Below are 20,683 nucleotides of genomic sequence, written 5' to 3'. Positions count from 1 at the left end.
CCCGTCCGCCGCTCGTTCCACAAGCGCACACCCCGGAGGGTGATTGCTTGCTTCCCGCGCTCGACTTGCATGTATTAGGCACGCCGCCAGCGTTCGTCCTGAGCCAAGATCAAACTCTCCATAAAATGACGCACACGGATGTGCTAATGCCGACGTTGTCACAGGACGTGACGAACTTAGTCGGTGGTCATTTAAATCTTGCTCGTTTCAAAAACTAGCTTTTAAAAATTGATTCAAGGTTAATCGTTTCAAATGAATGAAACGTCTTACCCGATCTGTTTCATACTGGTTGTTTTGTTCAGTTTTCAAAGATCAAATTGTTTAAGTCGTTTTCAGCGACAATTAATATAATAACAAATCGAAATTTTAAAGTCAAGAACTTTTTTCAATTTGTTTTTTTCAAAACCGCCTGTCAAAGCGACAAAAACTATAATACCATGCTATCAAACTAAAAGTCAATCACTTTTCGCAATTTTATTTTTGTTGCCGATAATCAACTTAATAAGACCGACTAGATAGAGTGATACTTCAACCAGCAAATAGCTTTCATCCTCCACTCATCTTCTTTGGTTTCACCACTTAGATTGAAGCACAAGCTTACTGCCGGTTACATGTGAGATAAATAGAATATTACCCATCATATATTCTTCTTCACTGATTAGTCAATGCTTTTTTACTATTAGCGTACAGTATTATGAAAGAATCGGCTTTAAGATAAGATAGACTTTCTACATAATAATAACACGTTTCCTCTCATACTAATACTAGAACGAAAAATGTTACCTCCATCTTATTTCTAACGCAAGTATACTTACACAACTATTCTATTTATCCTTCCAAGATACGTTATTACTATACTATTTACTCCATCGCCTATTGTCTAACATTTATTTATGATATTCTGTGGATAAGAACAACGGAAATGAGGTGTTCTCTTTGCGGCTTTGGTTTGGGGAAGCGGTTGATCAGCCTTTCTTACTGTTTTCAACCAGCCATATCATTATGATGCTACTCTATGTTGTCGGAATCATTGTCCTATTTTTAACTTATAAACAAATTGCGGCAAGGCCAAACGTGTATCAAACGATTCGTTGGACATTACTTGTCGTTTTAGTTTTATCAGAGGCCTCCTATCAACTATGGGCCATCCTAAATGGTCTGTGGACATTCGGAGATCACATGCCACTACACTTGTGCGGAGTTGCGTCAATCATTGCAATCCTCGCCTTATGGAAGCCTAATCGTACGCTTGTCCAATTAGCTGTATTTTTCGGCATTGTTCCTGCACTGTTAGCCATAATCACACCAGATATCCCTTATGATTATCAGCATTTTCGTTTTTGGAAATTTTTCATTCATCACATTGCCATCTCGTGGGCAAGTTTATTTTTAATTTTAACAAGTCATTATAAAGCAACAGCGAAAGGTTTAGTGACTGCCTATTCGTTACTAGTTGGCTATGCAATTATCGTAGGTACCTGGATTAATCCAACGTTTGGATCCAATTATTTATATTTGTCTGAGCCCGCTGCAAACACCTTATTACATTACTTTGGAACAGGTTTTGCATATTACATTAAGCTTGGGCTAGTCGCTCTAGGTATATTCTTATTTCTTTTAGGTGTTTTTTCATTACTTAACCATCACAACACAAATCATAGGCAGCCTTGAAAACCTTTTTCAAGGCTTAAACACATCAAGCTTCCTTTTTCTTCTCTTTTTGGTGTTTGGAATATAACCATACCAAAAAATTGTATTCCTTATCTTGAACTGTTCTACTTAAATTTGATTCCACACTTCTAACTAATTGCGAGAAGTTCTCCATGCAATAAATTCCCCCCAGTTGGTTGAAAGCGCTTCATTACGTCCCTTTATTTTAGTTGATGTAACAGTAATATTCAATGAGTAAACAGAAAATTCTATGAATTATTTTTAAAAGGCAGTGTGATTTCACAAAAGAATTCATAGAATCCCTTCGACTTATACCCTACTTTATTTTTTATAAAACTTATTTTTTTAATTGTTTCAAAAGATTAATGTTAGTGCATATAAGACGTATTGTACGACATAACTCGCCACTTCTTATAAAAGATGGGTGCTTAAAAGTCGCTGCGGCAATACATTACGCGCATCCTAGGACGGCTGATGAGCCTCCGCTGATTGCGCGCTTTTAACTTTTTTCGAAATTTATAGTTAGACCAAAGTTAAGGAACTTCTATAACAAACACTACTTGCAGCATTATTATGAATGCATATATACACCTCGATACCTTGATCCAAATTTTCCAAAAACAGTTTGCACACACAGCAAATAAAAAGACTGGCTAACTCATTGAAGAGTTAGCACAGTCTTTTGTTTTTACAGATTAACCTTCTTATTAAATGTCAACTCAATTTCTTTTCCATTAGGTAACTTAACCTGTTCTCCGTGATGGATGACCGTTAGCTCGTCACCTTCCACTACTTTATAACAAACTTTATCGTGATCCATGTTTACCCGGAGCAAACGTCCTTGATAGTGTAAGTGGAATGCAATCGAATCCCACTGTTCTGGTAATGATGGAGCCAGAGATAAACCAGTTTCTTTTACTCTTAAACCAGCAAAACCATATACGAGCGCAAGCCAAGTGCCCCCCATATTCGCCATATGCAAGCCATCTTTCGTATTACCATGTGTGTTATCAATATCTAAACGAGCTGTTTCATTAAAGTAACGATAAGCCTTTTCGTCATATCCTAACTTCGATGCCATAATACTGAATACACAATAAGACAAGGACGAATCATGTGTTGTCAGTTGTTCATAGTAATCATAAGAATTCTTAATCGTATCAAAATCTTGCTGATCCTCTAGAAGGAAATGGGCAAGAACTGTGTCCGCTTGTTTACATACTTGATAACGATAAAGGGTTAGCGGATGATAGTTTAATAGTAATGGAAATTTCTCTTTCGGTGTATGATCTATATCCCAACGAGCCTTTTGCAAGAAACTATCATCTTGGGCATTGATGTTCAATGTCTCATCATATGGAAGATACATATTTTCTCCTGCATCTATCCAACCCTCGATTTCTTTTTCATTAAGGTTAAGTTTCGCAGTTAATTCTGCTAACCTATCATTAGCATGTTCCTTCAAATGCTTATATGCCTTAACTGCCCATTGTAAATTATGTTTAGCCATTGCATTGGTGTAATAGTTGTTGTTGACAATGCATGTATATTCATCAGGCCCTGTCACATCGTCAATTCTAAACTCGCCATCTTTCATATGTCCGGTATCAATCCAAAGGCGAGCTGTTTCAAATAACAGTTCTGCCATATAATCTTGTAAAAATGCTTGGTCTTTGGTCACTAAATAGTATTGAATATAACTATAAGCAATATCGGCACTAATGTGGTATTGTGCAGTTCCTGCCGGGAAAAAGGCAGAGCTTTCTCCACCTGTAATGGTGCGCCATGGGAAGAGTGCCCCTTGGGTGTGCCCCACTTCTTTCGCTCTAGCTCGTGCACTATCCAACAAGGAGTAACGATGAATTAATAGATTACGAGCAATGTCTGGCTGGGTCATTAAGAATACAGGGAACATGTAAATTTCGGTATCCCAGAAATAATGTCCTTCATACCCTTCACCAGACAATCCCTTGGCAGCAATATTACTTACTGAATCTTTTCCAACAGATTGCATTAAGTGATACAAGTTGAAACGAATTCCTTGTTGCAATTGGTCATCTCCACCGATTGATATATCGGATATTTTCCAGAAATCATCTAAATACCTTTTCTGATCTGCTAATAGGTCATCAAAACTTTTACTACGTAAGCTTTCTTGAATTGCTACCGCTCGATCCACTAGCCCTTCCCCATGTCTTAATGTGTCTGTGTAAACATTGAACTTAGAAAAATGAACAGGCTGCTTGCCGTCCACTCTGTAACTTTCTTCGACCGCCCCATTCGTTACATGGCAATCATACGAATAGCCCTCCGATGCAAGTTGCGTTGTTGTCACACAGGCCACTTCAAGATTGGATGCATATGTCACATCTTTCACCATACTAAAGTCTGCTTGATTGTTGACATCGACAACTTCCAATCGCTTGGCATGGCCTGATGCAACCCGCGGGTCATTTTTATCAACAAAATTCGACACATCTCCATTAACAGTCGACACCACTTTTACTTGGTTCACATTGTTTAGCGGCTCGATCTTTACATCAATTGCAAATAACTCTCTCGTTACAAATGACGTAAAGCGTCTAAAATGAATTTTTGCTTCCTTACCCGTTTCTGATTTCCAATGTACGATCCGTTCTGCAAATCCTGCATCCATATGCAAGTTACGTTCAAACGCTAGCAATTCGCCTGTGAACACGGAGAAACGTTCTTCATCTAAAAAAATCTCAATAGTCTGCCCGTCGATTACATTTAATAGTTTTTGCTGGGTATCAGGAAAGGCGTGTAGTTTTTCCCCATAACTAATTTCTGTTTGATCGTGAAAAGCATTAATATATGTTCCTCGAATCGATTGAAACGCTTCTTTATATCCTTCTTCAAAATTTCCACGTACACCGAGATAGCCGTTGCCCAATGATAATAAACTTTCATCAACTAAAAGGTTCGCATTATCAAGGTTGTTTTTCGTTAGTTTCCATGTCATTGTGTAGCACCCCATCTGTTATTATTGTTTCTTATTTCTCCATTCCGCATATTTAGTTAAAATCGTTTGAAAGTCTAATTGTTCAGTAGTCGCCACCTTATGATCAGTGTTTTTCAATAATTCTCCAACACCTACAGAAAACATATGAGCTTGGTTAATTGCCTCCACTCCCGCTTGGGCATCTTCAATCCCGATACAATCTTGATAAGCAACCCCAAGACCATCTGAAGCAGTTGTAAAGGTTTCCGGATCTGGTTTCCCTTTGGATACTTTTGCTGCATCGACTAGATAATCAAAATAGCTCATTAAGCCAAGCTGCTTTAATACAGCTGGTGCATTTTTACTTGCTGAACCTAGCGCAATCTCTATATCATGCTGCTTTATTTCTTCTAGCAAGCCTTTGACCCCAGGCAAAATGTGTGCAGGTGTAACTGTTTCAATCAATCGTTTATAATGCTCATTTTTTTTGGTCGCATATTGCTCCTTCTCTGCTTCCGGCATATCAGTCAATGAAGGGTCTAATCCAAGAATTCTATCCAATGAATCCATTCGACTGATTCCTTTCAACTGTTCATTAAACTCCCGACCAATCGTTACACCTAGTTCCTTTCCTAGTTCTTTCCATGCCAAATAATGAAATTCTGCCGTGTCGGTAATGACACCATCTAAATCAAAAATAAATGCTTTGGGAAATTGTGTCATGATTTGATTTCCTTTCTGATGTACCTTTTTTATCAACGTGACTGCAATGGTAAGTATGAATGTTGATAGAATGGAAAAACTTCTTCCGCTCACCTTTTCCCATTCCTAGCAACTAGTTCTTTCATTCTATTATAAAATCGCTTACAATAATATTAAGATTTTTAGGTTATAGATAAAATTTTTGTTAGTTTAGGAGGATCTATGCACTATTCAAATCGAGATAAATTACATTCCCAGTTCATCAAACTACAATTAAAAAATAGACAAAACGAGTATTTACACCCATCTTTCCTAATGGAAACACGCCTACAAGATGCGATTAAAAATGCTGACCTATTAAAGGCATTAAAAATTTTAGAAAGTATAAATAAAGATCAACGACCACAATTATCTACAACAACGATTCGATCCCTAAAAAACTCGTTAATATGTTCTTGTACACTATTCACACGTTCGATCATTGCTGGAGGCGTCCATCCAGAAAAGGCGTTCACCTTAAGTGATGTTTATATTTTAGAAATTGAAAGATGTGACAGTGCGCCATCCTTAAATGAACTCGAGTATGAGATGCTTCGTCATTTTATTGATGTGTTAAGTGAGGAGGAAGAATCCCCCTATAGTACCACCATCAATAATGCCATTTCTTTTATCAACGAACACATATTATCAGACATAACACTTCAGCAGATTGCTGATCATTGTTTTGTCAATCCTAGCTATCTATCCCATTTGTTTAAAAAAGAAGTGGGTATTTCTGTTGTCAAATATATTAATAAAAAGCGAGTGGAAGAAGCGAAATATGTCTTGCTACATACGACCGATTCCATTGCCGATATTGCCATGCTGTTTCGTTTCTGTAATTCAAGTTACTTCACTTCTCAGTTTAAATTGTATCAAGGTATGACCCCACGACAGTTCAGGGACCGGCATTTGTCGTGAGTTTTGGTTTTTTGTTAGACTGTGTGACAGGTTTTAAAAGATTGGTAAAGGAGTGCTACTTTAGTTGTTTCGCGGTGATAGAAAATCTGACGGCACTTAATTGCGCTTCTATTTAGCGGGGAGAAATTTAGATGCAACATGAAACTTGCACGAGGAATGGATTTCATGTCGTCAATGCCTTATAAGTGACACGAAATCAGACTAAGCAGAATTTTAAAGTTATAAATAACAAGAAAACTAAGAAAAGGAAAGCTATGCAAAAGTTGCATCGGAGTCTATATTTATTTTGCAAAAGACAATAATCTCAAATAGTACGCAACAAACACAAATGAAAGCGGGGATGACCATGAAGGAAATCATTCAAGATCGTTTGGCACAAATTGGTGACAATTCTACACTAGTGTCCATTGATCAAGTTGCTGGCGGGGATATTAATCAGGCTTTTCGTGTACAAACAGAACAATCCAATTATTTTGTCAAAGCAAATAGCCAGGTACCTCCACATTTTTTTGAAGTAGAAGCACACGGGCTTTCGTTAATCGAAGCATCAGAGACGATTCACGTCCCACATGTTCACTATTATGACAGACCACACGAAGATGAACTGGCTGTTATGGTGATGGACTGGATCGAAGGCCACCCAAGCACTCATACTGCATCAGAGTTAGGAACAAAATTGGCTAACATGCATCTACACACAAACAACCAACACGGATTTGATAAAGACACATTTGTTGGGACACTTCCACAAAGGAACGAGCTTTGCCAGGACTGGTTAACCTATTACAAACAGCAACGACTTGGACAGCAGTTAAAAATTGCAAATGAACGTGGACGGCTACCAACAAAACGGAGAAAAAATTTAGAGAAAGTGATCGATCAATTAGGGAAATGGGTAAATCATAATCCTGAAGCATCTTTATTACATGGCGATTTATGGGGAGGCAATTGGATCGCAGGACCAGATGGGCATCCTTACCTAATCGATCCTTCTATATTATATGGGGATCGAGCATTCGAAATCGCATTTACTGAGCTATTTGGCGGGTTCTCTTCCGACTTTTACCACGCTTATCAAGAAGCAAATCCACTCCCGGAAAATTATCAAGAAATAAAGCCATTGTACCAGCTCTATTATTTACTCGTGCATTTAAATATGTTTGGGGAAAGTTATGGGAATTCGGTTGATCGTATTTTAAATCATTACGTTTAAAGGAGAGGCAAACAACCTCTCCTTTTCTCCATTAGGTGGACGTATTGGATGTTTTGTATTTTGGAGAAGATTGAAATCTCTCCCTTAACATCGTAAATCTACCTTCAACCAGTGGTTGGGCCACCATTCGAACAGGTTTAGAAGCTAAAACAAGTACAATCGCAAACGATATAATGACTAAGCCGATCATATCGAAAAAGTTGCTTACCTTTAGCAGCTCTGTTTGCCTGAAAAATTGAATGAATATGCCGTGCAGTAAATAGACGTATAATGTTTTTTCACCGATATGAGTGAATATGTTGTGTTTAGTCGGAACCCAAGCCAAGATACTGACTATCATGAGAGTGGCGACTACAAACACACCTAGACGAAAGCCTCCGCCAAGAACCGGAAAACCGAGTGCTTGATACGAATGCGAAGCTAATAGCCATTCATTTGCAAATGGAGGTGCAATCACCAAACCAATCGCAACAATTGACATAACAACAATAGATATAGTCTTTACTGTTTTTGTTTTCACTTTCAGAAGTTGGTCCTTTGTTAGCCAATAGCCAAGCAAGAAAAATGGAAAGAATACAAACGTTCTCGATAAGCTAAGGGTGTGTCCAACCCAATCGATATAACCAATCGCAACTGCTATTCCAACAGCAGTGCTCATTGATAAAAGTGGTGGTAACTTTTTAAATATGATTAATAATAGATGCCAGCAAAATAAGCTGAGTAAAAACCATAATGACCAACGCGGATAAATAAACGTTGTTTGCCAACCATCCATACCTAGCAGTAAATAATAGCCAGTGTATAAGATGTGAAAAAGAATATATGGGACGATTAGTTTTTTAAACAACTTTGATATATAAGACTTGCTTCCTATTCCTTTAGCAAAGAAACCGCTCAATAGAATAAATGCTGGCATATGAAAGAAATAAACCCAATGGTACAACACTTGAATGGGGTCAGAATCCAATGTTAATGGCTGGATCACATGTCCAAATACGACAAAAAAGATCAATAAGACTTTCGCATTATCAAAAAATGCTTCCCGTTGCATAGGCTCATCCTTTATATAATTAGTTTCTGGCACTATTTCTTTCCCTAGCGTATTATTTTTTAAACTTAAAGTTAAGGGATAATAGGAAGATGTTAGAAACTTGTAAAGTACCATTTAACTCCTTGTAACTTTTGTAACAAAAGTCCTACCTTTGTAAAATTATCTGACTGTATGTAATAACCCCCTTTTTTTGAAATGATAGGAATTCACAAAAAAACACATCACACTAGAAATGAATGACGTACATTAAAATCGCCAATCCATCATTAATGGATTGGCTGTTATAAAGTGAAACTTCCATCAGTTGGGGGTACTTTCATCTCGCACTTATTGATAAAGACCCGCAGGCCCTCCCCAAGTTATCTTGTTTGGTTTACCTCATAAATTGAAGTGGGGGCTTACTGCCAGTTACATGCGGGATAAAGTTTATGCTCTTTTTCTCGTTTGTTTTTTCGGATTTGCCTTTTTCGGTGTTAGTGTTTTTTTGGCGGTCGCCTTCTTGGCCGTTGGCGCCTTTTTCTTTTCTTCAGATGCGGGGTTGTCCTTTTTCGCTCGATCTAGTGATGCTTCTAATGCTTCCATTAAGTTGGTTACATTGTTCGGTTTCGGTTTTTCCGTTGCTGTTGTCGTTTCGTCTTGATTTTTCTTCTCTTCAATTAAATCTAATAATGCTGTACGATATTCATCTTGATATTTATCTGGATCAAACTCGCTAGTTAATTGATCAATTAGCATTTTGGCAGTATCTAATTCTTTTTCAGGCGTTTCTATGTCTTCTGGTACATTTGGAACATCTTGGACATTTCGTACTTCATCTGGATAATGAATTGTTTCGACGACTAATGTATTTTTATAGACACGAATTGCCGCCAATTGTTCTTTGGAGCGAATCACCATTTTCGCGACACCAATTTTCCCCGTGTCTTCCAATGCTTTGCGTAACAATGTATACGCCTTGCCCCCGCCTTCATTCGGTGATAAGTAATAACTTTTTTCAAAATAAATCGGATCAATTTCATCTAATTGAACAAAATCAACAATTTCCACTGCACGTTCTTTATTTTCTTCCTGGATTTCTGCCAACTCTTCATCCGTCAACATCACAAATTTATTTTTTGCATACTCATAGGCTTTGACAATTTCATCATTTTCGATTTCACGATCACAAACAGGGCATACTTTTTCATACTTAATTGGCGATTGGCACTCTTTATGGAGTTGACGTAGCTTGACATCTTTATTTTCTGTTGCCGAATGGAGTTTGACCGGGATATTAACCAAGCCAAAACTTATCGTCCCTTTCCACATTGTATGCATCGACACGACCGACCTCCTTTTACGTTTAGTTTGCAGCGCCGCCCCGCTTTTATGCACGATTGTGGAAGGTATTATGTTTTTAGGTTTGTGTGTGTACGTTGTTATTCATATTCGTAGTTGAGAGAAAATCCTATGTAGATCAAGATGAAACAAACGTGCACATTAGGAAGGATTTTTGCCTCTAATATAGACGAAAACGACTAATCGTCCACATCTTGCTTAAATTTTTCGTTGACTTAAAAACCATACCAACATGTTTATTCACGCAATCTAAAGACAGACTAAACTTGAGGTGGTACATATGAGAACCATGCAGCCGATCGCGAGCGAGGAGATTCCGTCTGGCGATCAGTGGGTTTATGAAGTTAAATATGATGGGTTCCGAGCTACATTGGAATGGAGCGAGAATACGATTAAGCTCATCAGTCGTAACGGGAATGATCTAACAACAAATTTCCCTGAGATTATTGCTTATTGTCACGAAAAACAAAACCAACTCCAAAACCTATTACCTATAAAATTAGATGGCGAGCTTGTTGTACTAAATACACCGTATCAAGCTAACTTTTCTTTGTTACAACAACGCGGTCGATTAAAAACAAGCGACAAAATTAAACAAGCAGCCAATAATCGTCCAGCCCATTTTCTAACGTTTGATCTCCTAATATTCCAAGGGAAAAAGCTAACCAAAACAAACTGGTATGAGCGCAAGCAGCAACTTCGCAATCTATACGATTCGCTAAATACGAAAACTTTGATTAGTTGGCATGACCGAATTGGATATATTGAAGAAACAACTAATCCTAAGCTTTTATGGGAGACATTGTTTGAGCACCATGGTGAAGGAATCATCGCCAAGCGATGCGACAGTTCCTACATAGAAGGGAAGAGTCATCGTGACTGGTTTAAAATAAAGAATTGGCGTACGGTTAGCGGGATTCTTACGTCCTATAACCAAGATAATGGTTACTTTGAATTAGCCGTCTATAACCAAGACAATCTCCAGCCAATTGGCAAGTTTAAACATGGACTGGATGGTGAGGAATTGAACACTTTAAAGACTCTTGTTGCATCCAAGGGCACAAAACATGGAGATGTCTATCACCTTCCACCAGCGATTTGTGTCGATATCCATTGTTTGGGCGTGAAAGAAGGAGAACTGCGTGAGCCACAGTTTAAGCAGTTTCGCTTTGACCTTGACACAGGCGATTGTACAAGGCAAAAAGTACGTAGAGATCTCGCTATGTTCCCGCATGTAATTGATCTAACTAAACAAGAAAAGATCTTTTGGGACAAAAACGGATTTACGAAAGGCGACCTGCTTCTCTATTTACGCAACATCGCACCATTTATGCTGCCATTTTTAAAAGGAAAAGCATTAACCGTCATTCGTTGCCCTGACGGCGTGGGCGGAGAGTCTTTTTTCCAAAAACATTTGCCTGACTATGCGCCAAATTATTTGGCAGGAAATAAATCAGGCGAGGAAACATTACTACATGCTAGAAGCGTTGAGGCTCTGGTTTGGTTAGGAAATCACGGGGCATTAGAATACCATGTACCATTTCAACGAATGGACATGTCGACACCTAACGAGATTGTGTTTGACCTTGATCCACCAAGTGTAGAAGCATTTGATGTGGCGATTTATGCTGCTCAATTACTGAAGCAACTTCTGGATGAGTTTCACCTTCATACTTTTGTCAAAACATCTGGCAATAAAGGAATCCAAGTGTACATTCCAATTCCAGTAGGTTCCTTAACGTACGAACAAACAGCAACCTTTACTCAAGGACTAGCTTTTTTACTCGAGAAAAATTACCCAGATTTATTCACAACCGAACGAATGAAAAAAAACCGAAACAATCGTTTATACATCGACTATGTCCAACACGGAAAAGACAAAACATTAATCGCACCCTACTCCCCAAGAAAAACGGAAGATGCGACGGTTTCCACGCCATTGTTTTGGGAAGAAGTAAACAACAAGCTATCACCTAAAACATTTACGATTGCCAACGTTGTGAAGCGGGTAAAAGAAAAAGGTTGCCCGTTTGCAAGCTACCAGCAAGCAAGGGACAACCAATCACTAGAGTTGGTGAAACAATTTATTGACATGACTTAGTCAAAAGAAATCGTCCAATTACCACCACGGAAAATCGCTTCTTTTTTACCATCTTTTGTGACACCATCAATATTTAATTTGGCAGATCCAATCATAAAGTCTTCGTGCACAATACTATCATTTACACCATGTTGGTCCATCGCTTGTTTATCCATCGATGGGCCATTTTTAATGTTCGTTGGATAAGCCTTTCCTAAGGCAAGATGACAAGATGCATTTTCGTCAAACAACGTATTGTAAAAAATAATGTTAGCATTCGAAATCGGTGAATCATGTGGAACAAGTGCGACTTCACCTAAGCGACGAGCACCATCTTCATCCGCATCTAGTAATGTTTGGAGTGCTTGCTCCCCTGTTTCCGCGGTGAAATCCGTTACTTTTCCATCTTCAAACGTTAAGGTGAAATTCTCAATTAAATTTCCACCATAACTTAGCGGCAAGGTACTTGCTACCGTCCCATTGACACCATATTTATGTGGCATAGTAAATACTTCTTCTGTCGGCAAGTTCGGGTTAAACGTGACACCCGCTTCTGTTTTTGCTGAACCTCCATGCCAAATATGGTTTTCAGGTAAATCAATGGTTAAATCGGTACCTTCCGCTTTGTAATGGAGTTGTTTGTATTGTTTTTGATTCAAGTATTCCCGAGCTTGTCGTAATGTTTCATTATGCTTTTGCCAGGCTTCGACTGGATTTGGCTGATCAACACGAACGATACTAAATAATTGATCCCATAAAGCATCGATTGCCTCTTGCGTCGCTTTCTCTGGATATACTTTTTCCGCCCAAGCTGCAATTGGGTACCCAATGACACACCAACTCACTTTATCATTCATCACATAATCACGATACGTACTAAGCGCTTGGCCGCTCGCTCCCGTTACAGCCGCTATCCGGTCTGAATCAATGTCTTTCATTAAATCAGGATTTTCACCAAAAATAGACAGCACACTATAGCCATCTTTAGCCATGCCTTCTAACGCATCTACACGCCACTGCGGAAAGTTTTCCAATACTTCCATTGGAGCATGTTTCATTTTTAAGTAGGTTAATTCATCATCGTTCCATTCGATATGTACATTTTTTGCTCCTGCAGCGTATGCTTGTTTCGCTACGATACGAACAAATTCAGCAGCTTCAATTGGTGCATTAATGATTAGTCCTTGGCCTTTTTGTAAGTGTACACCAGTTTTGATCGCCAATTCAGCGTATTTTTCTAATAATTGTTGTTTATTTTCCATATTCATGCCTCCCACTGTGTTTGTGTGCTTATTTATTATTTCATATTTTTCAAGACATTTCTCGTATTGTGGTTTTACTAGGTATCGGATCATTATTGATTAAGGATCCATTCTAGTTTCATGAAATCAATCCTATTTGTGTTGCATTAGCTGTATTATGTGCATTAAATTATTAACTAATTAAACTGGAAGTACTGTGATTTACACAGAATCAAGGGGAAAAGCGCTGGATCATGTACGAAAATGCTTTAAATACGCAGGATCTAGTGAAATTGCACTGGATCATGTACGAAAATGCTTTAAATACGCAAGATCTTGTGAAATTGCGCTGGATCATGTACGAAAATGCTTTAAATACGCAGGATCTTGAGAAATTGCGCTGGATCATGTACGAAAATGCTTTAAATACGCAAGATCTTGAGAAAAAGCGCTGGATGATGTATGAAAAAGCTTTAAATGCGCAGGATCTAGTGAAATTGCGCTGGATCATGTATGAAAAAACTGTAAATACGCAGGATCTTGTGAAATTGCGCTGGATCATGTATGAAAAAGCTTTAAATGCACGTTAACATGACAAAACAACAATCAAAAACTATTTATAAATATTAATGCACATAATACAACTTATACGAAAACAAAGCCCTCCAACGTTGGAGGGCTTTGATGCCTAAGCAGCTGTATCTTTTTCAATTGCTGCTGGGTTGTTATAAGTTTGCAAGTTTAATTTTTTCATAATTTTTGATGTTAAGGTACCAGATAACATGGCTCCATTAACATTTAACGCTGTACGGCCCATATCAATGAGCGGTTCTACAGAGATTAGTAGACCAGCTAGTGCGACTGGTAGGTTCATAGATGATAGCACGATTAATGCTGCAAATGTAGCACCACCACCAACACCTGCCACACCAAAGGAACTTATACCAATAATAAGAACAAGTTGAATAAGGAATCCTGGCGCGAGCGGATCAATTCCTTGGGACGGAGCAATCATGACAGCTAGCATCGCTGGGTAAATCCCGGCACAACCATTTTGACCGATTGTTGCTCCAAACGAAGCTGACATGTTAGCAATCCCTTCGTTAACACCTAAACTGTTTTTCTGTGCTTGGATATTTAGCGGGATCGTACCAGCACTAGAACGTGATGTGAAAGCAAAGCTTAATACTGGTAACACTTTACGTAGGAATGTAAACGGATTTAAGCCAAACAAACCTACCACTACTAAATGGATGATAAACATAGCAAGTAGTGCCACATAGGATGCGCCTACAAACTTTCCAAGTTCGATAATTCCGCCAACATTCGTGCTTGCTACCGTATTCGCCATTAAACCTAAAATACCATATGGTGTTAAACGAAGAATTAACGTAACAATTCTCATGACAATTGCATAAACAGCATTCATCCAGTCAATAAAGCGAGCCGCTTGTTCTGGTTGCTTCCGCCGAACCCCGAGTACCGCAACCCCAACAATCACGGAAAAGATAACAACGGCAATCGTCGATGTTGAACGAGCTCCTGTCATATCTTCAAATGGATTGGATGGAATAAAGCTCAAAATTTGCTGTGGAATCGTTAGGTCCTCAACAGTACCTAATGTTTCTTCTAATGCTTCCCCTCGAGCACTTTCAGCTTGACCTGCTTCAATTTGGTCTGCATTCAAATCAAAGATCGATGCTGTCCCAACACCTACAATAGCGGCTGCCATAGCAGTCGCAACTAGAATCCCAATAATCCAAGCTGACATTTTACCTAGTTCAACTGTTTTTTCTAGGTTCATTATAGCTTGAATGATGGACACCATTACCAAAGGAATAACAATCATCATTAACAGACTGACATACCCTCGACCAACAATGTTGTACCAATCTGTTGTCGTGTTAACCACGACAGAATCTGCCGCATAAGCAATTTGTAAAAAGATACCTAATAAAATTCCTAAACCCAAACCAGTGAATACGCGTTTACTAAAAGATACATGTTGTTTTTGCATATAATAAAGAACACTAATAAGTCCAAACATAATCGCGATATTCACTATAATTAGTAAAGTATTCATCTTTTCTCCTCCTTTTTGAATTAATGTTTACAATTCCTATGAATTAACTTGGTATTATATTACAACTGTATTACTTTTCTGTCAATGATATGAAAGTAAAATTATTTTTAGAAACGGAATTAACATAAACTTCATCATTATCACCAAATATACATTTCATTTTTATCTATACCTGCGGTGAAATCCGCTCTTAATGTGCACGTTTCTCGCGTTATCGTGTATATTAACGGCTTTATTTTAGCTAGATGTACTCGTTTATTTCGTTACCGCCTGCATTCGGAAGAATTCCCTACCAAATACTACGTTTCTAGAGTATGTTAAGATCTACTCTACGTCTAAGTTTCTATCAACTGCGAAACTAGATTAACAACCAAACTTTTCAAAAGATCCTAGCTACGATTTTAAACGCTAAAAAAACGTCTATACTTGAAGCCGTGCACTTCAAACATAGACGTTCTCATTATTTTGACTGGATATCCACATTTGCCTGTAACTCTAGTTCGACATTTCCCTTTATTGCACGGGAAATCATACAAGATTGTTCCGCTTTTTCGGTTAATTGCTTGGCTTTTGTCAATTGTTGTTCCGTAGCGGAGGCTTTCATAATAACAGTAGGTTTATGAATTATTTTCTGATAGGTAAAAACTCCTTTGGTCACATCCACCACTCCGGTTGACTGTAAATCCATATAATCAATTGGTAAATCTGCCCGCTCAAACATGGCGCCCAGTGTAATGATATAACAAGTGGACGCTGCACCAAGTAACATTTCATCCGGGTTAGTGCCTACACCAGGGCCATCCATCTCAGGTGGGATCGAAATCTCAGTCTTTAAATTTCCTGCATCAATGTTCCCCACCGCGTTACGTCCACCAGGCCAATCTGCTTTTAAATGAAAATGATGTGTTGCCATTCAACCATCCCTTTCCCAACGTTTTAATAGTTATTTTAATAGGAAATGTTTGTGGGGTAAAAGAAATTTGCATTATTTTAATGAACATCTTAAAAGTTTCTCAGCCTTCCCCATCTAATAAAAAGCGACCAACTCCATAATCGGATTGGTCACTTTCATTAGATATATCACATGACAAGTTTATGCTTGTTCTTGTTTTTGCACCTGTTCCTGTTTGTTGTTGGAAGATAAAAACCAACCCGCAACCGCAATTCCAACTAACACTACATAGAAGATCACTTTCCATATGGTGGAATGGGCAAAATCGTGTGGTAACATATGTACTGCATCGTGTGCTAACACACTAATTACTAATTTCACACCGACCCAACCAACGATCACAAATGCCGCTACCTCTAGTCCTGGTCGTTCATGTAATAAGCGTACAAATACATTTGCTGCAAATCGCATGATGATTAAACCAATCATTCCACCTGCTAATACAACGGCAAATTGACCGCCATCTAAACTCCCAACATTCGGTAAACCTGTTACAGGAAGAGCAACAGCTAGTGCTACTGCTGCCAAAATTGAATCAACTGCAAAAGCAATATCAGCTAATTCAACTTTGACAACAGTCATCCAAAAGCCGCTTCCTTTAGCCTCCACTTCATCAGGTTCCTCTTCCTCGTTCTCTTTTCTCGAAAATGTATCATATAAATGCTTGCCTGAAATAAATAGTAAGTATGCCGCACCAAGTGCTTGCACTTGCCATACATCGACTAAAAACGAAATAATAAATAATGAAGCAAAACGCAACACAAAAGCCCCTGCTAATCCGTAAAATAGAGCTTTCTTTCGTTGTTCTTCTGGTAAATGTTTTACCATAATCGCTAATACAAGTGCATTATCAGCAGCTAAAATTCCTTCTAGCCCGACTAGCACAATCAGTACCCAACCATACTCAATTAATAGTTGTATGTCCACAACACCACTCCTTCTCTGTATTTACCTTGGGTGATCTAGCTAAAAACATAAAGTGGCCTTTACCACAACGCGGTAAAGGCCACAAAAAAAGACCTTTACCTCAAACGGTAAAGGTCTCGCTAACAACATGTTCGTTGCCAATCACGCCGGAGAGAGACTACTCTCGAAATGACGACGTTAATTGTACAGCTACTCCCCTTTAAACTATTAACATGATATCGATATAAGTGAAAAAAGTCAATTATGGGACACGGGGACAGGTTTGTTGTCCCAGGCCATACTGGGACAATGCCCCTGTCCCCATGTCCCATTTACTTGATAATTGTATCGATTCGTTGTTGTAGTTCGGTTTTTAACTGAGTTAGTAATGTTTCGCTTTCTTGTCGTGATGAACTCGAAACACCATAATAGAACTTTATTTTCGGTTCCGTACCAGATGGTCTTAGGCATACCCAACTATCTTTTTCAATGATAAATTTAAGCACATTTTCCTGTGGTAACTCGATTTTTTCCGTCTCACCTGATTGTATGATTGACCGCTCTCCGATATGATAATCTTCTATCGCTTTTACTTGCAGACCACCAATCTTTGAAAAAGGTTGTTTTCGGATATCTTCCATAATTGCCGCAATCTGCTGGGCTCCATCTTTTCCTTTTAGCGTCAACGATGTCATGTCTTCGAAGTAATAGCCATGTTGTTGATATAACGTTTCAAGTGCTTGTAATAATGTTTTTCCATTTTGTTTCCAATGGTTAGCCAGTTCACTAGCAATGAGTGCTGCCTGTACCGCATCTTTGTCTCTGACAAAATCTCCAATTAAGTAGCCATAGCTTTCCTCATAACCAAATAAAAATTTGTCTCCAGTTGTTTCAAACTGTTTGATTTTCTCTCCAATATATTTAAATCCTGTTAACGTATCAATCGTATTAATGCCATAGTGAGATGCAACGGTACGACCCATTTCTGACGTCACAATTGTTTTCACTAATTGACCATGCGTTTTATCTTGTTCATTCGCTTGAGAGAGAATAAAGTCAAGCATCAATGTGCCTAATTGGTTACCGGTTAAAACTTGGTAGGACCCCTTGCCGTCCTTAACAGCCACTCCTAGCCGGTCTGCGTCAGGATCTGTCCCAATCAGAATGTCTGCATCTACTTGTTTGCCTTGTTCAATCGCGATTGTAAACGCTTGGTGTTCTTCTGGGTTTGGTGATGCTACCGTCGAGAACTCTGGGTCTGGATTTGCTTGTTCTTCTACGACATGGATGTTTCCAAAACCAGCTTGTTTTAATGTACGTAAGACAAGATCGTAAGCTGTTCCATGTAGCGGAGTGAACACGATATTCAAGTTTTTATCGGCTTCTGTATTAGTTAAGGTTGAGAGTTGGTTTAAGTATGCTTGATCCACTTTCTCACCAATCCATGTTAGTAATCCACTCTGTTCTACCTCTTCCTGCGTCTTTACAGGAACGGTTAATTCACTTTCTACCGCTTGTACTTTCTCAATCACTGCTGATGCCTCTTGTGGTGGCAATTGTCCCCCATCTTCATTATAAACCTTGAATCCATTGTATTCCGGTGGATTGTGACTAGCAGTAATCATTACCCCTGCAGCAGCGTGTAAATAGCGTACCGCGAAGGAAAGTACTGGTGTCGGGCGTAGTGATTCATACACATAAGTTTGAATCCCATGCGCGCCTAATACTTTTGCAGTTTCAATCGCAAACTGCTGTGACATGTATCTAGGATCATAGGCAACCGCCACACCTCTTGTGTCATAATTTGAAACGTTTTCTTTTAAGTAATTCGCAAGACCCTCCACCGCTTTACGGACCGTATAAATGTTCATACGATTGGTACCAGGTCCTAACATGCCTCTCATTCCACCTGTTCCAAATGTCAATTCTTTATAAAAGGCATCCTCTAATTCTTTTTCAGATGAAAGCTCGTCTAATTGTTGTCTTAAATTTGAATCAAGTAATGAAAATTCCTTCCATTTCTTATATGTATCCTGCCAAGCCATTTTACTCCTCCTTATTATCCATCAATCGTTAGTCAAATTTTACCACAATTAGGGACAAGGGGACAGGGGCATTGTCCCATTTAAAGGGCGGGACAACAACCCTGTCCCCTTGTCCCATATGATATTTTATTGTTTATTCGTGTGTAAAAATTGGAAAATTAGGACAACCTTGTTATAAAATATGCTATGCTAGATTTATATATTGCTATCGTGAGAAGGGTGTGATTTTTTTGGTTCATAAAAAGAGTTTTAAAGTATTAATAACGGCGATCCTAATTTTCGCTTTAATATACTTAATTTCAGAAACGACATTTGTATTTGTTCCAGTCGGTGCGTATTTAACTGCAATCGCTGTTCCAATTATTGGAGCCGGGATTATTTTTTATGTTACCAATCCACTTGTTAATTTGTTGGAACGATATAAAGTGCATCGTGTGCTAGGCATTCTGATTGTATTTCTATTAATTATTTTGCTAGGGTATTTCATTGTTATTTTTATCGCACCAATTGTCCAGCAACAATTTGCTAGACTAATGGACAATACCCCTACTTGGGTCAATAACGCAGAAAAACTATTAATTCTATGGCAAAATAATCAAGAGTTTATTCCGCCACAACTAGAGAATATGATCCAAAATGTAACGGAAAACTTAAATAATTACGTTCAAATGATCACCTCTTTTTTATTTGATGCCATTGGGCAAATATTTGGTTTTGTATTTTCGTTTTTCCTTATCCCGTTTTTCTTATTCTTTATGTTAAAGGACGGGGAAAAATTGGTACCCTTTATCACTAAATTTCTTAGTGAACGTAAATCGGCAAGTTTTGCAAGACTAATGATCAATATCAACCATACATTAGCATCTTTCATCCAAGGACAGTTTATTGTCAGTCTATGCGTTGGTATCATGCTTTATATTGGTTATATTATCATTGGACTTAATTATTCGTTATCACTCGCATTATTTGCACTTGTGATGAACTTCATCCCATTTGTCGGCCCATTTCTATCTGCCGTACCTGCTGTTTTAATTGGTTTTTTTCAAGACCCAATGGTCGCAGTTTGGGCAATTGTTGTAATGGTCGTTGCCCAACAGATTGAAAGTAACTTTATATCTCCAAATGTTATGGGGCGCGTCCTACAAATCCACCCACTAACAGTAATTACACTAATTCTTGCGGCTGGTGGAATTGCAGGATTTCTTGGGTTGTTGTTTATCATTCCAGCATATGCAGTGGTGAAAACAATTATTTCTCATTTTTATTTTGAATGGCGTAGCCAACAACCAGAAGGGGAAAAAAATCTATTTTAAGAGTTACTAGTTTGTGGTGGTCGTGGTATTTTCTATCCTGATGTTGAGTGGAGTTTGGAGCTGACATTTGTTTCATTAAAAGCACAAATTGGGGTGACAGGTACGCTAGATGCTTCAAATCAAGGAATAAATGGCCGCCCCTCCCAAATTTTTATGGAAATTGAGG

General features: G+C 38.4%; 15 protein-coding genes and 1 rRNA gene. 6 read left to right on the top strand and 10 right to left on the bottom strand.

The genetic code is table 11. The features are described 5' to 3' along the window. Positions 1–125 (bottom strand): 16S ribosomal RNA (locus FCI53_RS17075); the annotation flags it as partial. 811 nt (positions 126–936) lie between these two features. On the opposite strand from FCI53_RS17075, the gene FCI53_RS17070 reads away from it, so the two are divergent. After that, positions 937–1,671, top strand: a complete 735-nt coding sequence (locus tag FCI53_RS17070; RefSeq protein ID WP_138420255.1) for a YwaF family protein — start codon at positions 937–939, stop codon at positions 1,669–1,671. 688 nt (positions 1,672–2,359) lie between these two features. On the opposite strand, the gene FCI53_RS17065 is transcribed toward FCI53_RS17070, so the two are convergent. Next, the gene (locus FCI53_RS17065) at positions 2,360–4,654 is read right to left on the bottom strand and encodes a glycoside hydrolase family 65 protein (RefSeq protein ID WP_138420254.1); all 2,295 of its coding nucleotides are present in this window, start codon (positions 4,652–4,654) and stop codon (positions 2,360–2,362) included. A 21-nt stretch (positions 4,655–4,675) separates the two neighbouring features. Next, positions 4,676–5,356, bottom strand: a complete 681-nt coding sequence (gene pgmB / locus FCI53_RS17060; RefSeq protein WP_138420253.1) for a beta-phosphoglucomutase — start codon at positions 5,354–5,356, stop codon at positions 4,676–4,678. A gap of 201 nt (positions 5,357–5,557) precedes the next feature. Between pgmB and FCI53_RS17055 the strand changes: the two genes are divergently transcribed. Continuing rightward, on the top strand, positions 5,558–6,295 hold the full coding sequence (locus tag FCI53_RS17055) for an AraC family transcriptional regulator (protein WP_138420252.1): 738 nt from the start codon (positions 5,558–5,560) through the stop codon (positions 6,293–6,295). Positions 6,296–6,581: 286 nt separating this feature from the next. Beyond that, on the top strand, positions 6,582–7,508 hold the full coding sequence (locus tag FCI53_RS17050) for a fructosamine kinase family protein (RefSeq protein WP_246050139.1): 927 nt from the start codon (positions 6,582–6,584) through the stop codon (positions 7,506–7,508). Between the two features lie 31 nt (positions 7,509–7,539). Here the strand turns inward: FCI53_RS17050 and FCI53_RS17045 are convergent, their stop codons facing one another. Continuing rightward, positions 7,540–8,559 carry an acyltransferase family protein gene (locus FCI53_RS17045; protein WP_138420251.1) on the bottom strand — a complete coding sequence of 340 codons (1,020 nt, stop codon included), beginning with the start codon at positions 8,557–8,559 and terminating at the stop codon, positions 7,540–7,542. Positions 8,560–8,985: 426 nt separating this feature from the next. After that, the gene (ku, locus tag FCI53_RS17040) at positions 8,986–9,876 is read right to left on the bottom strand and encodes a non-homologous end joining protein Ku (protein ID WP_138420256.1); all 891 of its coding nucleotides are present in this window, start codon (positions 9,874–9,876) and stop codon (positions 8,986–8,988) included. A gap of 301 nt (positions 9,877–10,177) precedes the next feature. Here ku and FCI53_RS17035 point away from each other — a divergent pair, with 301 nt between their 5' ends. Beyond that, entirely contained in the window at positions 10,178–11,998 is a 1,821-nt protein-coding gene (locus FCI53_RS17035) for a DNA ligase D (RefSeq protein ID WP_138420250.1), read from the top strand. Here FCI53_RS17035 and FCI53_RS17030 read toward each other — a convergent pair. Continuing rightward, entirely contained in the window at positions 11,995–13,239 is a 1,245-nt protein-coding gene (locus FCI53_RS17030) for an aminopeptidase (protein WP_138420249.1), read from the bottom strand. The two genes, FCI53_RS17035 and FCI53_RS17030, sit on opposite strands and share 4 nt — an antisense overlap. 233 nt (positions 13,240–13,472) lie before the next feature. On the opposite strand from FCI53_RS17030, the gene FCI53_RS17025 reads away from it, so the two are divergent. After that, positions 13,473–13,808 carry a hypothetical protein gene (locus FCI53_RS17025; RefSeq protein WP_138420248.1) on the top strand — a complete coding sequence of 112 codons (336 nt, stop codon included), beginning with the start codon at positions 13,473–13,475 and terminating at the stop codon, positions 13,806–13,808. Between the two features lie 98 nt (positions 13,809–13,906). Here the strand turns inward: FCI53_RS17025 and FCI53_RS17020 are convergent, their stop codons facing one another. The 4 genes from FCI53_RS17020 to FCI53_RS17005 all read right to left on the bottom strand — a co-directional run bounded on the left by FCI53_RS17020 (position 13,907) and on the right by FCI53_RS17005 (position 19,204). After that, a complete protein-coding gene (locus FCI53_RS17020; RefSeq protein ID WP_138420247.1) occupies positions 13,907–15,301 on the bottom strand; it encodes an L-cystine transporter in 1,395 nt (464 codons plus the stop codon). Between the two features lie 460 nt (positions 15,302–15,761). Further along, positions 15,762–16,214 carry an OsmC family protein gene (locus FCI53_RS17015; RefSeq protein ID WP_138420246.1) on the bottom strand — a complete coding sequence of 151 codons (453 nt, stop codon included), beginning with the start codon at positions 16,212–16,214 and terminating at the stop codon, positions 15,762–15,764. 180 nt (positions 16,215–16,394) lie between these two features. Further along, positions 16,395–17,180 carry a TerC family protein gene (locus FCI53_RS17010; RefSeq protein ID WP_138420245.1) on the bottom strand — a complete coding sequence of 262 codons (786 nt, stop codon included), beginning with the start codon at positions 17,178–17,180 and terminating at the stop codon, positions 16,395–16,397. A gap of 311 nt (positions 17,181–17,491) precedes the next feature. Continuing rightward, complete coding sequence (locus FCI53_RS17005; protein ID WP_138420244.1) at positions 17,492–19,204, bottom strand: phospho-sugar mutase; 1,713 nt, start codon at positions 19,202–19,204, stop codon at positions 17,492–17,494. A 221-nt stretch (positions 19,205–19,425) separates the two neighbouring features. Between FCI53_RS17005 and FCI53_RS17000 the strand changes: the two genes are divergently transcribed. Next, entirely contained in the window at positions 19,426–20,517 is a 1,092-nt protein-coding gene (locus FCI53_RS17000; protein ID WP_342774226.1) for an AI-2E family transporter, read from the top strand. The last annotated feature ends 166 nt before the right edge of the window (positions 20,518–20,683 follow it).

It is taken from the genome of Aquibacillus sediminis, assembly GCF_005870085.1.
GTDB lineage: Bacteria > Bacillota > Bacilli > Bacillales > Amphibacillaceae > Aquibacillus_E > Aquibacillus_E sediminis.
This window is presented reverse-complemented; position numbering and strand designations above follow the sequence as displayed.